Raw genomic sequence first — 14,252 nt, 5'->3', positions numbered from 1 at the left:
CGGCGCTTGCCGCCCAGACCAAACTGCTTCTGATCGAACAATGATCTCGGATAGACAGGGCGCGCGATGAAACCCATCGCGCGCCCTGCGCAATTCTACTTGGCCGCCGGCTTCGCCGCCGCCGGATGACGCGACCGTCGCCGGCGGCTGTGCGGATTCACCGCGATCGCCCTTGGATGACGATGCGGATTGACGACCGCTTCGGCGTCGGTGGAGCCCGAGACGACGAGAACGGTCGCTGCGCCGGCCGCCATAGCCGTGGTGAAGAAACCGGATAAGAGAGTGCGGCGAGACAACATGTGGATTTATCCTTTCGTCAGGTAGAGCGCCATCGCTCGTCTAGATTGGAATTCTCACTGGCGATGCTTCAGCCCCGCCAGAGAGCATCAAATCCGTGCTTTCTTGGACGAAGGGATTCGCTGCGCCGACGCCCCAGATGAGGGAGCGGTGTGAGAAGGTCAGGGAACAAGGGGGGACATAGAAGAATACAGACCGACGCCAATTGACCCTGGCGGGATTCTTCCTCCTTGGCGTCTTGGACGCTCTGTAATCTTATTCGTTACGGCGACAAAATGACGCCGCCGAAACGTAGCAGCAGTCTCAATCTCCATCAAGATGGGTTTTCGTTTTTTGAGGTCGCCCCCGCGTGCGCGATTTGGCGCGCGGCGCCTGGAGCGCTTTCCGATCGCATGACTTCATGCGATCGATCAGAAATCGCTCCAGAGTCAAAAAATTGAGCATATTCTTCTCGATTGGATTGATTCAATCCGATCGGAATATGCTCTATTGCGTCGCGGACTCAACGGTGTCCTCGACGGCGTGGCCGAGATGCTCAACCTGATTTTGATAGGCGCGGCGCGAACTCGGATCGACGATCGCGATTGGCGCGCTGATCGCGACCCCTGCGACGCCCCCGACGGTCTGACCGACGCCGAGCGCGAACCCGCCGACGCGCTCGCCAAGACTCTCCGCGCCGGCGAGCGTTTGACCGGTGAGCAGTCTCTGGCCGATGAGTTGGACAACCCCGGGATTTTCGGCGAACTTCGAGTGATTGAGGGAATTGGCGACCGTCAAATCGGTGAGGTCGATGACGTCGACGCCTGATTTCTCCAGCGCCGAATGATAAGGCTCCGCCATCGGATCGATCTGACCCAGCCTGTCGATATTGCCGGCGAGACGGCGCGAAACCCTCAGCGCCTTGTCATTGCGCGACACAAAAACGGTCAGGCGCGGGCGGGGTTGTCCGATCTTGCGCCACTGCGTCGCGAACACGTCGACGTCGAGATCCGGCGAGGCCAGAATGACGTTCTGAACTTTCGACGCGACCCGGCCGTCGCGGATCGACATCTGACGCAATGTCTCCATGACCAGCCAGGATCCCATGGAATGGGCCATGACCGTGATTTCTCCCACGCGCGGATCCCTGGCGATCGCGCGCAGCGTCTCTTCGAGGGCGTCGCGGGATGAGATCGTGCTTTCCCTGTCATAGACATATTCGAAAATGTTGCCGCGCGAGGGCCAGGTGAACAAGACCGGAGCGGCGTCTGCGCCGGAATCATGGACGATCTGCGCCAGCTGATAGACCGCATCGTCAAAATGATTGTTGAAGCCATGGACATAGACGAGGACGCGGCGCGAACGGGGCAGGTGTTGCTTCAGCCAGCCTTGCGTCTGACCCGAGCCTGTCAGAGGCGTCACGTTGAGGGTCGCGAAATCCGTCTGCGGATTGGGCGGCAGGCTGGCCGGCCACTGGATCTGGCCGATTTGCCGGTTCTGCGCCGGCGGAATCGAAACGGTCATGTCAGTCAACGAGATCGCGCTTTCGCGCTCGCCCGTGAACAGAACGCCTGGATCTCTGGACGGCGCCCGCGTGGTCGCAACCAGAAGCGCGACTCGCGAGGCGTCGGGAGGACTGGCGGCGATCGGCTCGAGAACGCCGGACGCCCGGCCGCATCCAACCAAGGCGGCGCAGACCAGAATTAGAGTCAAAATGCGCATTGGTACCCTTCGCCAGCTTGGTCTTCAGCGCGCTTATAGCTTAAATATGTTGCGCTTCCCATAACGCCATGCGCAATCATCGGCGCTCGCGCTCCAAGCCAAAACGGCGGCGTTACTCGGTCGAGAAGGACACTCATAGATTGCGCGCGTGGCTGACGAAATGGACCCGGCGAACAGCCGCTGTGCTCGCGATCGCCGTCCTGACCCTGCTCGCTGTCCGCATCTACGACACCCAGCGGGGAGCCCCGCTCGAGCCCTGGCACACGTTTGTCCCGCATGAAATGAAGGCCGCCGCGATCGATCGCGCCGGGTGGGACGATTACCTCAAGGCCGAAGACAAGATTTTCGCGGAGGTGCGCCATAACGTCAGCCAGAGGCTCGCCGAGGACGAGCGCATTCCGATCAATCGGTTTTTCGAGGGCAGTCCGGTCTATCCGGAAGGCTTCGCCCAGGACTGGAACCGGTCCTACGTGCTGGAGCCGGAAGGACCGCCCGCCGGAGCCGTGGTGTTTTTGCACGGGCTGACGGATTCGCCCTATAGTTTGCGCCATATCGCCCGGCGCTATCGCGACCACGGCTTCGTCTCTGTTGCGATCCGGCTGCCCGCGCACGGCACGGTTCCGGGCGCACTGACCAGCGTCGAATGGCAGGAATGGACGGCGGCGACCCGCCTCGCGGTCCGCGAGGCCCGGCGACGTATTGGACCAGCGCTTCCGTTGCATATCATTGGCTTCTCCAACGGCGGCGCGCTGGCGCTGAAATATGCGCTGGAGGCCATCGAGAATCCGAAGCTGACGCGCCCCGATCGCCTGGTGCTGATTTCGCCGATGATCGGGATCACGCGCTTCGCGCGCTTCGCCGGGATCGCCGCCCTGCCGGCAATATTCCCGGCCTTTGCGAAGGCGGCGTGGCTCAGCGTGACGCCCGAGTTCAATCCGTTCAAATATAATTCGTTTCCGGTGAACGGCGCCCGGCAGTCCTACCTCGTGACCCACGTCCTGCAAGAGCAGATCACGCGTCTGGCTCGAGAAAGGCGCCTGGAGGATCTTGCCCCGATCCTGACCTTCCAATCGGTCGTGGATTTCACCGTCAGCACCCGGGCGATCGTTTCCGCCCTTTACGAGCAGCTTCCGGCAAATGGCAGCGAACTCGTTCTGTTCGATGTGAATCGCAGCGCCAAATTCGGCCAATTGTTGCGGACCGCTCCGGACAATGCGCTGTCGCGGCTCCTGCCGGCGACGCCCCGGCGGTTCAGATCGACGATCATCGCCAACGCGGACCCTGACAGCCCCGAAGTCGTCGAACGCGTGACGGAGGCGGGATCGTCTGTCGAACGAACGCGGGTGTTGGGGTTATCCTACCCGCCCGGAGTTTTTTCGCTCTCGCATGTCGCGGTGCCGTTTCCGCTCAGCGACTCGCTCTATGGCCTTGAGCCCGACCCCAGCGAGAATTTCGGCGTCAACCTCGGCGCCGTCGCGCCGCGCGGGGAGCGCGGCGGCCTGATTATCAGCCTCGACGCATTGCTGCGGATGTCGTCCAATCCCTTCTTCCCTTACATGATCGAGAGAATCGAGGAAGGCCTTCGCGCGAGCAATCAAGAAACGCCGGGCAAGGCGACGACCGCCGCCCTGACCGAAGCCGGTTTCGCTCAGGCCGCGGGCGCGTCGGACGAGACCGCGCTGGCGAGAGCCTGACGAAGCGCCTGTTCCTTGGCGTCGTCGAGAGACGTCTTGAGCACGACGCCGCCATAATCCTTGATCTGGTCAACGACCTTGTCCGCCGTCATTTCCCGGATCAGCACGAACAGAGCGGCGTTGCCGGGCTGGATGCTGGCGGCAAGCTGCTTCATGAACTCGTCGTTGATGCCGAAGTCCGACATCGCGCCGCCAAGCGCGCCGCCCGCCGCTCCCAACGCCGCGCCAAGCAGCGGATTGAGGAAAAGCACGCCAACCAGCAAGCCCCAGAAACTGCCGGAAACGGCGCCGGAGGCTGTCGTATTGACGACTTGATGCAACTGAACCTGACCGTCCGCCGATTTGGTGGCGATGACAGCGTCCGCAAGCTTGATCAGATATTCCTTCTGCAATTCGAAGAGGCGCGTGCGCACTTCTTCGGCCTTCTCCTGATTCGGATAGACGATGACGACAAGATCGGACATTCCCTTACCCCGTGTGCGCTTGAGCCGGTTTGGCTAGGAGAAAATGCGCAGTCATCCGCGCGTTTTCAAGCCGCCATGTGGTAACGGATTAGGCGAAGGGCCGCAATCTTTGGCGGCGCTTTGAACGGATCGGCGCTTTGATTGCGCTCGGCTTCCCTCGCAAAGGCGCCGTGTTGCAGGCGAGGCCGCTCGCTGCATTGCAACAAAACGCGTGACGCTCCCGCCGCGTTCGCCTAAAATGGCGGCGCCATCCACGTCTCCCCCCGAAACACGTTCGACAACATCCTCAAGGTCGGCAACATCCTCAAGGTCACATGGAAAAAGCTTCGAGCCCGATTACGCGCGATCCCATCCTCGTCGATCTTGCGGTGCAGGGCGGCGGCGCGCATGGAGCGTTCTCCTGGGGCGTGCTCGACCGCCTGCTCGAGGAGCCCTGGTTGGAAATCGACGGCATTTCCGGCACGTCCGCCGGCGCGATGAACGCCGCGGTGCTGGTGCACGGCTACCAAAAGGGCGGAGCCCGCGGAGCGCGCGAGGCGCTTGAAACGTTCTGGCGGCGCGTTTCGGAGGGGGCCCGGTTCAGCCCGTTCAAGCGCGGGCCCATCGACGTCCTGCTCGGCCGCTGGACGCTCGACTCCTCTCCCGTCTATGTCGCGATGGACCTGATGTCCCGTCTCTGGTCGCCCTATGACCTCAATCCAAGGGGCGCCAATCCGCTGCGCGATATTCTCGCCGACCTCATCGATTTCGACTTGCTGGCGCGCTCGCCGATCCATCTTTTCATCACCGCCACCAATGTCCGAACCGGGCGGGGCAAGGTCTTCAAGAACGATTCCATCACCCCGGACGTGCTGCTCGCCTCGGCCTGCCTGCCGACCATGTTCCAGGCCATCGAGATCGACGGCGAGGCCTATTGGGACGGCGGCTATTCCGGCAATCCGACGCTCACCACCCTCGTGCGGGAATGCAAATCGCACGACACCATTCTCATTCCGATCAACCCCGTCGTGCGGGACGGCGTGCCGCGGACGGCGGCGGAGATCCTGAACCGCCTCAACGAAGTTTCCTTCAACGCAGTCGTGCTGAAGGAATTGCGCATGATGGCCCTGCTCCGGCAAGTGGCGGACCCCGGCAGCGGCGAGGGCGCGCTCTGGGCCGCCATGCGCATCCATAGCGTCAAGAACGACGTCATGACCGATCTCGGCGCCTCCTCGAAGCTCAACGCCGAATGGGACTTCTTCACCTTCCTGCGCGACGAGGGACGGAAATCGGCGCAGGCCTTCCTGGAGACCCATGCGCACGACCTCGGCGTGCGCTCGACCCTCGACATCGACGCGCTGGTGGAAGGGATCTGATCCATGGGACTTCTCGGCATTCTCGTCGCCCTCAGCCTTCTCGTCTGGCTCGCGTACCGGGGCTGGAGCATTCTTCTGCTCGCTCCCGCCGCCGCGATCCTCGCCGCCGGTTGGGCGGGCGAGCCCCTCCTCGCGCACTGGACCCAGACCTTCATGGGGAGCGCCGCCCGCTTCGTCATGCAATTCTTCCCGATCTTTCTGCTCGGCGCCCTGTTCGGCAAGCTGATGGAGGACAGCGGTTCGGTGTCCTCCATCGCCGATTTCATGACGCGGCGGCTTGGCCCGAGCCGCGCCGTACTGGCCGTCGTGCTCGCGGGAGCCCTCGTCACCTATGGCGGCGTCAGCCTGTTCGTCGCCTTCTTCGTGCTGGCTCCGATGGCGCACGCCCTGTTTCGCGCGGGCAAGATCCCGCGGCGGCTGATGCCGGCGGCGATCGCCCTTGGCACCTCCACCTTCACCATGTCCGCCCTGCCCGGCACGCCCGCGATCCAGAACGCTATTCCCATGCCGTTCTTCGGCACGACGCCCTTCGCCGCTCCCGGCCTCGGACTCATCGCCTCGGTGGTGATGCTCGGATTCGGCCTCTGGTGGCTCGCCCGCGTCGAGGCCGCCGCCCGCGCCAGAGGCGAGGGCTACGGGGACAAGGCGGAGCCCGATGCGCCGCGCGACGTGGACCTCGTCGTACGCGAGCGGGCGACGACTGCGGGCAGTTTCGATCCGGCGGAGATCCGCCACGGCGAAGTCAGCGCGACCAATCCGCCCATCGCGTTGGCGGTGCTGCCGCTCGCCATCGTGGTCGGCGTCAATCTGCTGATGTCGCTTTACGTCTTGCCGCGCCTCAACGCATCCTGGCTCGCCGATGAATCATGGGGGTCGACCTCCCTCTCCGCCGTCGGAGGAGTGTGGGCGGTCGTCACCGCGCTCGCCGCCGCCATCGCCGCGCTGGTCGCGCTCAACTTCAAGCGCCTGCCTGATCTGCGCGGCAGCATGGACGCGGGCGCCAACGCCTCCGCCCTGCCCGTCTTGAGCGTCGCAAGCCTCGTCGGCTTCGGCTCGGTCATCGCCGCGCTCCCCGCCTTCGACATGGTGCGCGAATGGGTGCTCGGCATCGAGGGCGGTCCCCTCGTCTCGCTCGCGGTCGCGACCAACGTTCTCGCCTCGCTCACCGGCTCGGCCTCGGGCGGCCTCACCATCGCGCTCGACGCTCTCGGCGACACCTACATGAAGCTCGCCGCCGAACAGGGCATCGACCCAGGCCTCCTCCACCGCGTCGCCGTGATCGGCGCCGGCACGCTCGACAGCCTGCCGCACAACGGCGCGGTGGTCACGCTGCTCGCGGTCTGCAACTCAACCCATCGCGAGAGCTATTTCGACATCGTCATGGTGTCGATCGTGGGCGGCCTTCTGGCGCTCGTGGCGGTGATCGGGTTGGGGACGGCGTTCGGGTCGTTTTGAGAATCTTGACCGGTTGCGTCCTGGGAGACCAGGCGTCGCCCTGAGCGCGCGTCGCCGGATTTGCGCAATTTCGCCGCAGGCCGCAAGTTACGCCTTGCCGCAGCCGCGATCCCGCGCGGGCCGGGCCGTAAGCTGGAAAAGCGCCGTGATCTGGAGACATCTTCGCCAGGCGTCCGCCCGCCTCGTCGCCGTCGCGATCCTTCTTGCCGCAGCGATCCTTCTTGCCGCGGCAATGAACGCCGCGTCCGCGCAGGACGCCAGACCTTCCGTGCTCGACCAATCCTCCCTGACCGATGCGCCGGGCGGCCCTAAGGAACAATTGCGCAGCTTCGGCCTCATGCCCGACGTCTGGGTTTCGCAATTCTATCAGGGCGAGTCCGACAGCGAGGCGAGCAAGACCTGGCGCTATGGCGGCAAAGTCGACGCTTTCCTGAAGGTGGACGCGGAGAAACTTGGCTTCTGGCCGGGCCTTCACGTGAACGCCCAATATGAGCATTACTTCGGTCAAAATCTGAACAGGGCGGATTTCGCGCTCGTCCCGGTCAATACCGCGCTCGCCTATGTGGAGCGGGACGGCTATCATTCGGCGCTCTCCCTCAGCGTCACGCAGGATTTCGGCGACCTCGTTTCCCTCAGCGCCGGAAAATTCAACATGATGACGCTTGCGTCCAAGACCCCGCTGATCGGCGGCGGCGGAATCGACACGTTCATGAACAGGGCTTTCGCCCTGCCATCGACCGGGGTCGCCTATACGGCCTTCAGGGGAGGGGCCGGCGACAGGGTCGTCGTCTCGGCGCCCTATCTGCTGGGCGCGATCCTGGCGCTCAAGACCAAGCCGGTCAGTTTCGCCCTGCTGATCGCCGATCCGCGCAGCGCGATCAACCCGCAGGTCATCGAGCATCCGTTCGAGAAGGGGCTGGCGGTGGGCGCCGCCGCGACTCTCGAAACACAGATCGCGGGCCTGCGCGGCTTTCAGACCCTGCGCGCCGCCTACAGCAATGCGCGCGGCGTCGATCTCGACAATATCACCGACCTGACGCGCCCGCCGGCGCCGGGCGGCGGCGTCGCGACGCAAAAGGGGTTCTGGTTCGCCTCCTACGCCGTCCAGCAATATTTCGTTCAGAGCGAAGAAAACCCGGCCGTGGGCTGGGGTCTGTTCACGCTGGCGACCCTGTCGGACGGCAATCCCAGTCCGGTCAAATGGAGCGTCCTCGCCGGACTTGGCGGCAACACATTGCTTGCGGGCCGCGAGGACGACCGCTGGGGCGCCGGCTTCTTCCATTTCGGGCTGAGCCAACCCCTGCTCGCGGGGCTGGCCGCGCTCGACGTCGATCGCCGCAGCGAAGGCGGAGTGGAGGCGTTCTACAATCTCGCGCTGACGCCCTGGCTGCGCCTCTCCGGCGATCTGCAGCTGATCAACCCCTGGAATCCGGGCAAGCCGCAAGCCATTTACACGGCGCTGCGGCTACAGACGAAGTTTTAGGCAGTTCGGGCTAGGGACGGCGTTTCGATGGGCTTGAGCCCGCGCAAAAGCGTCGGGTTAGCGCCCAAGTGAGTCGTTAAACTTCTAATGAGACCGCCAAAAGCAGTCACTCCGATGCGCCTTCGTTTCGCGGTTGTTACTCTTCCTCGCCAGAGTCGCAACTGGAACCAGTGTCGTCGAGCAAGTCTTCCTTGTCTTCATCACCCTCCTCAGGTTCGTAATTTAAATATTCGGATATAGCGACATTGAGCATCTCTCTTCGCGTCGCAAAATCTGAAACATCATCCTTATAGAGTGCTTCAAACTCGTCCATGACCGTTAACTTTTTGCGGTCTGATCTGAGCGCGGAGATGTAATCAGCTTCCAACGCAGAATCGAAGGAAAGCGCTTTGATTTGTTCTCGCAGAAATCTGGCATTTGCCCCTGACGCTTTAACTGAGATGAAGTATGCGAGGATTTCGGTTTGCAAAATGTCCTCATTTTCAAAATCAAAACTTTGGAACTGAAATATTTTCGAGGCTTTCGATTCATATTCAATTTCGTAGGTATAAAGATTCAGCCTGTGAGCCTCGCCTCTAATGATTTCAAAAATCGGGACTACGATCTTCGAAAGCACTTTACCGATAAATCTTTTATGGCGGCGCTCATTCCGCGTGCGAGAGAACATACTTTCAATGTCGATTTTAATATCGAGATACTTTTCAAAAAACGAGTTCAAGTCGTCTCGCTCTTGGGCTGGAGAATAAACGGACGCTAGGCTATATCTCCCGTAGCGATGTGATTTATAGAATCGAGATAAAATACTTACAAATTCGTTGTGTGCCGGACCCAGCGCCAATGCATGATGTCTCTTTAACCGGGCCAACAAGTCTTGGTGGCTGTGAGTTATAAGTTCCTTTTCAAATTCTTCCTGATCATCGCGTTTATCGTGCTCGGTCAATATCAGTGCGATTTTAATAAGCCTTTCAATGCCTACGCACACCGCATAGAGAAACTCGAAAGCGTCTTCTTCCCTCGAAAAGGTCTCCATTTGGTGGAAAATCTGGAGACCATTGTACAAAAAACGCCCAGCGATATCGAGCTCAGTTCCAAGGTTGAAGTTCTTCCAATATTCTTCTGGCTTCATCGGCCAACACCTCCATGACGATCATTTGATACGCACCGATGCGGTCCCGTTGGAATGTCGTAATGATCCGCCAAGCGGAGGACCTTCGCAAATACAATCGCTGGAGCCAATGATTTGAACCGGACTAAACGTGACCGGCGGCGTGCGTCCGTTGGAAAAGATTACGTAATAATCTACCCGGTCATTTCCAGGTGGCGCCAACGCCGCCTCAGTTGGAAGGCCGGACAAGTTGTCGTCTTCCTATGCAATTGCATTGATGCAGGTTAGACTTATTAGCTCTGAAACGGCAGCATTCTATCGAGGCCACTCCAAAGCTGCCGTTCCCGTTTCGGCCCTTATCGGTCGAACAGCGCGTCACCTTGATTCATTCGCTAAGCACCTGCACAAACGCTCGGCGTGATAAGGCGAGCCGTTCGCTCCCTCCTTACAACGCGTCTCCAACCTTTACACAACCACCCCCGCCGGCGCCTTCACCCGGAACATCGCCACATAGAGCGCTGGGGTCACGATCAGCGTCAGCATTGTCGCGACGAACAGACCGCCCATGATCGCGATCGCCATCGGCCCCCAGAACACGGTGGGCGCGATCGGGATGAAGCCGAGCACCGTCGAGATCGCGGTCAGCATGATCGGGCGGAAACGCGAGAGCGTCGCCTCGACGACGGCGTTCCACGTATCGCGTCCCTCCGCCCGCTCCGTCTCGATCTGCTCGATCAGGATCACCGCGTTGCGGGCGATCATACCGACCAAAGCGAGAATGCCGAGGATCGCGACAAAGCCGAGCGGCTGCTTGAACATCAGCAGCGCGCCGACGATCCCGATGAGGCCCATCGGCACGATGCTGAGGACGAGAAACAACCGGCTGAAACTGTGCAGCTGCGCCATCAGGAAGGTGACCATCAAGAGCAACATCAGCGGCACTTTGGCGAAGACCGAGGCCTGCGACTGTTCGCTCTCCTCGACCGTTCCGCCGGTCTCGACATGGTAGCCGCGCGGCAGGCTGTCCGCGAGTTTGGCGACCTCCGGCGCGAGCGAGCGCACCGCGGCCTCGGGCGTGGCTCCCCCCGCGACATCGGCCTGCACGGTGAGCGTCGGGACGCGCTGACGCCGCCAGATCAGCGGAAACTCCTGCTCGAAATCGAAGCTCGCGACCTGGCTGAGCGGCACGGTGCGTCCGTCAGGCAGCGGCAATTGCAGCGAGCGCAGGGTGGAGAGCGAGACGCGCTGTTCGTCCTGCGCCCGCGCGATGACGTTGACGAGGTAGATATCGTCGCGCACCTGGGTGAAGGGCGTGCCGGTCATCACCGTGTTCAGGACCTCGGAGAGCGCCCGCGAGCTGAGGCCAAGAAGCCGCGCCTGATCCTGATCGATGTTGATGCGGACCATGCGCGAGGGCTCGATCCAGTCGAAATTGACCTCTTTCACCTTGCTGTTCGCGCCGAGGATTTCGGCGAGCCGCAGCGCGTTCGCGCGCACCTGCGCGATGTCGGGACCGCTGACCCTGTACTGCACCGGCCAGCCGACGGGCGGCCCAAGCTCCAGCGGCGACACCCGCGCGACGACGCTTGGCAATTGCTCCGCGAGTTCGTGTTCGAGTTTCGCCTTCAGGCGCTCGCGCGCCGGAACGTCCTTGGCGACGACGACGGCCTGGGCGATGAAATCGTTCGCCAGCTGCACGTCGAGCGGCAGATAGAAGCGGATCGCCCCGCGCCCGACATAGGTGCTCCAGCGCTCGACGTCGGGATCGCCGGTGAGGATGGCGTCGAGTTTGGCCGCCGCCGTATCGCTGGCGAAGATCGAGACGTTCTGCGGCAGCGAGAGATCGACGACGAGTTCGGGACGGTCGGAGGCCGGGAAGAACTGGCGCGGCACATAGGGCAGCGCCATCAGCGCGGCGACGAAACAGGCGAGCGTCGCGGCGATGGTCAGCCAGCGCGCCCGCATCGCGCCGACAAGGATCGCGCGGAAGATCCGCATGATCAGCCCCGGCTTATCAGACGCCGCCTTTTCCGGTTTCTTAAGGAACGCCACGCCCATCAGCGGCGCGAACAGGACGGCGACGAACCATGAGACGATCAGCGCGATGCTGACGACGGCGAAGATCGAGAAGGTGTATTCGCCCGCGGCGCTGCGGGCGAAGCCGATCGGCACGAAGCCCGCCGCGGTGACGAACGAGCCGGTCAGCATGGGAAAGGCCAGCGTCTTGTAGGCGAAACTCGCCGCCTCGGCCTTGCCGTCGCCCGCCGCCAGCCGCGAGGTCATGACGTCGACGGTGGTCATGGCGTCGTCGACGAGCAGGCCGAGCGCGATGATGAGGGCGCCCAGCGAAATCCGCTGAAGGTCGATCCCGAGCATCTCCATGATCGGGAAGGTGATCGCCATCGTCAGCGGGATCGACAGCGCGACGACGGCGCCGGCCCGCGCGCCGAGGCTGAGGAAGCTCACCGCCATGATGATGGCGATCGCCTGCCAGAGCGATTCCATGAATTCGCCGATGGCGGTGTTGACGACGGCCGGCTGATCGGACACCAGCGTCGCGTCGACGCCAAGCGGCAGATCGGCGACGGCCTCCTTGATCGCCTGGCGGACGTTGCGGCCAAGGGTCAGGATATCGCCGCCGTTGCGCATCGCGATCGCAAGGCCGATCGCGGGCTTGCCGTTGACGCGGAACATCGGCTGCGGCGGATCGGAATAGGCGCGGCGCACCTCCGCAATGTCGCGAAGCCGGATCAATCGCCCGTTCGAGAGGAAATTCACGGCGAGGATGTCGTCCTCCGAGCGGAAGGCGCCCGATACGCGCAGCGCCAGCTTTTCATTGCCGGTCTGCAGATCTCCCGCCGGACTGACCGCATTCTGCGCCTGAAGGGCGGCGATCAGGGCCGCCCGGTCGATCCCCAATCCGGCCAGCTGCTGCGTCGAGAACTCGACGAAGATCTGCTCGTCCTGCGCGCCGAGAATCTCGATCTTCGAAACGTCGGGAACGCGCAGCACGCGCGAGCGGATGTCCTCGACATAGTCGCGCAGTTCGCGATGGGTGAACCCGTCCGCGGTGAAGCCGTAGATCAATCCGAAGGTGTCGCCGAAATCGTCGTTGAAGCCGGGACCGACGACCCCGGCGGGAAGCGAGGCGCGAATGTCGCCGACGTTCTTGCGGACCTGATACCAGATGTCTGGGACCTCGGATGCGGCCGTCGCGCCCTTGAGGTTCACGAAGATTGTGGTGAGGCCTGGGCTCGTATAGCTGCGCAGAAAATCGAGCCCCCTCGTCTCCTGCAGCTTGCGTTCGAGCCGCTCGGTGACCTGTTTCAGGGTGTCGTCCAGCGTCGCACCGGGCCAGCCGGCCTGCACGATCATCGTGCGGAAGGTGAAGGCCGGATCCTCGTTGCGCCCGAGCCGGGCGAATGAGGCGATTCCGGCGACCGTCACCGCGATCATCAGGAAGATGACGAAGGACCGATGTTTCAGCGCCCATTCGGAAAGGTTGGGGCCCATCAGGACGGCGATCCGATCAGACGGATCTTCTGTCCGGGGTGAAGCGCCTGGATCCCGGCGGTGACAACGATCTCCCCGCCGTCCAGCCCCTGCGAGATGATCGCCGATCCCGGATCGAAACGCAGCACCTCGACAGTGCGGAGCGAGACGGTCATGCTGGCCGGGTCGACGATCCAGACGGCCGGCTGGCGATCGATGTTGGTGAGGGCGCTGGCGGGAACGGAAATCGCGTTCGCGGAATCGAGCTTCATGCGCCCCGTCACCGTCGCGCCGAGCCTCATCGCGGCCGGCGGATCGGTCAGACTCACCCGGACCCGGAAGGTGCGGGTGACGGGATCGGCCTGCGGATCGACCTGCCGGACCCGACCGGTCGCGGTCACGGCCGGATCGTCGGTCAGGGCGACCACGATGTCGGGGTCGGGCGGCGCATTGCGGAGCACCTGGGCCGGCACGTCGAACACGGCGTCCCATCCGACCTTGCGGGCGACCTGAAAGATCATCTGGCCGGGCTGGACGACTTCTCCGGACTCGGCGCCCCGCGCGGTGATGGTCCCGGCGATATTGGCCTTCAGCTGGGTGTAGCTCACCCGGTCCTGGGCGATCTCAAGCTGCGCCTTGGCGTCATCGACCTGCGACCGGCGCGTGCGCAATTCCTGCTCCGCCTGATCGAACAGCACCCGCGTCGTGAATCCTCTCGCCAGGAGCGTTTCCTGCCGCTGGAATGTGTTTTGCGCCTGGCTCAGCTTACCCTGCGCGGCGTTGAGCGCCGCCCGCGCCGACCGCAAGGCGTTCAGTTCGTTCTGCGGATCAAGTTTGGCCAGAATCTGATCCGGCTCGACATGGTCGCCGACGCCGGCCAGCCGCTGAATGATCCGCCCGCCGATGCGAAACGCGACCGCCGCCTCGTTTTCGGCCAGGATCTGTCCCGTGAGCTTGACCGATTCGCCGACTTCGCTTTTCTCGGCGGTGATGGTTCTGACCGGTCGTGGCGGCGGCGCCTGAGCCTCCGACTCCGGCTTGCACCCGGCCAGCAGCAACGCCAGCGCAGGAAGCAGGCCAAGGGCCGCCGCAAATCCGCGTGTCGCTCCGATGGTGGGCAAGGCCGGCATCCCATTTTCGAGGTCGCCCGCAGATCGCATGAAATGATGTGCTCGGCAAGGCGCCGCGGAGGATTCGATCAGATTG

At 62.9% G+C, this 14,252-nt stretch carries 10 protein-coding genes; 4 read left to right on the top strand and 6 right to left on the bottom strand.

Annotation, left to right across the window (positions count from 1 at the left end; all coding sequences use genetic code 11):
• Nucleotides 1–95: 95 nt before the first annotated feature.
• A complete protein-coding gene (locus BM177_RS19395; RefSeq protein WP_139223471.1) occupies nucleotides 96–299 on the bottom strand; it encodes a hypothetical protein in 204 nt (67 codons plus the stop codon).
• A 484-nt stretch (nucleotides 300–783) separates the two neighbouring features.
• The gene (locus BM177_RS01490; protein ID WP_091676415.1) at nucleotides 784–1,998 is read right to left on the bottom strand and encodes an alpha/beta hydrolase; all 1,215 of its coding nucleotides are present in this window, start codon (nucleotides 1,996–1,998) and stop codon (nucleotides 784–786) included.
• 140 nt (nucleotides 1,999–2,138) lie between these two features.
• On the opposite strand from BM177_RS01490, the gene BM177_RS01485 reads away from it, so the two are divergent.
• Nucleotides 2,139–3,692, top strand: coding sequence for an alpha/beta hydrolase (locus BM177_RS01485; protein WP_244532026.1), 1,554 nt, complete (start codon nucleotides 2,139–2,141; stop codon nucleotides 3,690–3,692).
• Here BM177_RS01485 and BM177_RS01480 read toward each other — a convergent pair.
• On the bottom strand, nucleotides 3,647–4,156 hold the full coding sequence (locus tag BM177_RS01480; RefSeq protein ID WP_091676405.1) for a DUF1269 domain-containing protein: 510 nt from the start codon (nucleotides 4,154–4,156) through the stop codon (nucleotides 3,647–3,649). The genes BM177_RS01485 and BM177_RS01480 overlap by 46 nt on opposite strands.
• Before the next feature lie 314 nt (nucleotides 4,157–4,470).
• Here BM177_RS01480 and BM177_RS01475 point away from each other — a divergent pair, with 314 nt between their 5' ends.
• The 3 genes from BM177_RS01475 to BM177_RS01465 all read left to right on the top strand — a co-directional run bounded on the left by BM177_RS01475 (nucleotide 4,471) and on the right by BM177_RS01465 (nucleotide 8,449).
• The gene (locus BM177_RS01475) at nucleotides 4,471–5,511 is read left to right on the top strand and encodes a patatin-like phospholipase family protein (protein WP_091676402.1); all 1,041 of its coding nucleotides are present in this window, start codon (nucleotides 4,471–4,473) and stop codon (nucleotides 5,509–5,511) included.
• A gap of 3 nt (nucleotides 5,512–5,514) precedes the next feature.
• A complete protein-coding gene (locus BM177_RS01470; protein WP_091676398.1) occupies nucleotides 5,515–6,966 on the top strand; it encodes a GntP family permease in 1,452 nt (483 codons plus the stop codon).
• Between the two features lie 145 nt (nucleotides 6,967–7,111).
• On the top strand, nucleotides 7,112–8,449 hold the full coding sequence (locus BM177_RS01465; protein ID WP_244532025.1) for a carbohydrate porin: 1,338 nt from the start codon (nucleotides 7,112–7,114) through the stop codon (nucleotides 8,447–8,449).
• Between the two features lie 136 nt (nucleotides 8,450–8,585).
• Here the strand turns inward: BM177_RS01465 and BM177_RS01460 are convergent, their stop codons facing one another.
• The 3 genes from BM177_RS01460 to BM177_RS01450 form a co-directional block, all read right to left on the bottom strand.
• Entirely contained in the window at nucleotides 8,586–9,575 is a 990-nt protein-coding gene (locus tag BM177_RS01460; RefSeq protein ID WP_091676393.1) for a hypothetical protein, read from the bottom strand.
• Between the two features lie 444 nt (nucleotides 9,576–10,019).
• Complete coding sequence (locus tag BM177_RS01455) at nucleotides 10,020–13,070, bottom strand: efflux RND transporter permease subunit (RefSeq protein WP_091677446.1); 3,051 nt, start codon at nucleotides 13,068–13,070, stop codon at nucleotides 10,020–10,022.
• On the bottom strand, nucleotides 13,067–14,176 hold the full coding sequence (locus BM177_RS01450) for an efflux RND transporter periplasmic adaptor subunit (RefSeq protein WP_244532024.1): 1,110 nt from the start codon (nucleotides 14,174–14,176) through the stop codon (nucleotides 13,067–13,069). Before BM177_RS01450 ends, BM177_RS01455 begins: the two co-directional genes overlap by 4 nt.
• Nucleotides 14,177–14,252 lie beyond the last annotated feature (76 nt).

Source organism: Methylocapsa palsarum, from assembly GCF_900114285.1.
Classification (GTDB): domain Bacteria; phylum Pseudomonadota; class Alphaproteobacteria; order Rhizobiales; family Beijerinckiaceae; genus Methylocapsa; species Methylocapsa palsarum.
The sequence above is the reverse complement of the archived record's forward strand: the minus strand, read 5'-3'. Positions and strand labels throughout refer to the sequence as shown.

Coding starts and splice junctions, on each gene's coding strand:
- BM177_RS19395 (WP_139223471.1), bottom strand. CDS start 299: ATGTTGTCTCGCCGCACTCTCTTATCCGGTTTCTTCACCACGGCTATG.
- BM177_RS01490 (WP_091676415.1), bottom strand. CDS start 1,998: ATGCGCATTTTGACTCTAATTCTGGTCTGCGCCGCCTTGGTTGGATGC.
- BM177_RS01480 (WP_091676405.1), bottom strand. CDS start 4,156: ATGTCCGATCTTGTCGTCATCGTCTATCCGAATCAGGAGAAGGCCGAA.
- BM177_RS01475 (WP_091676402.1), top strand. CDS start 4,471: ATGGAAAAAGCTTCGAGCCCGATTACGCGCGATCCCATCCTCGTCGAT.
- BM177_RS01470 (WP_091676398.1), top strand. CDS start 5,515: ATGGGACTTCTCGGCATTCTCGTCGCCCTCAGCCTTCTCGTCTGGCTC.
- BM177_RS01460 (WP_091676393.1), bottom strand. CDS start 9,575: ATGAAGCCAGAAGAATATTGGAAGAACTTCAACCTTGGAACTGAGCTC.
- BM177_RS01450 (WP_244532024.1), bottom strand. CDS start 14,176: ATGCCGGCCTTGCCCACCATCGGAGCGACACGCGGATTTGCGGCGGCC.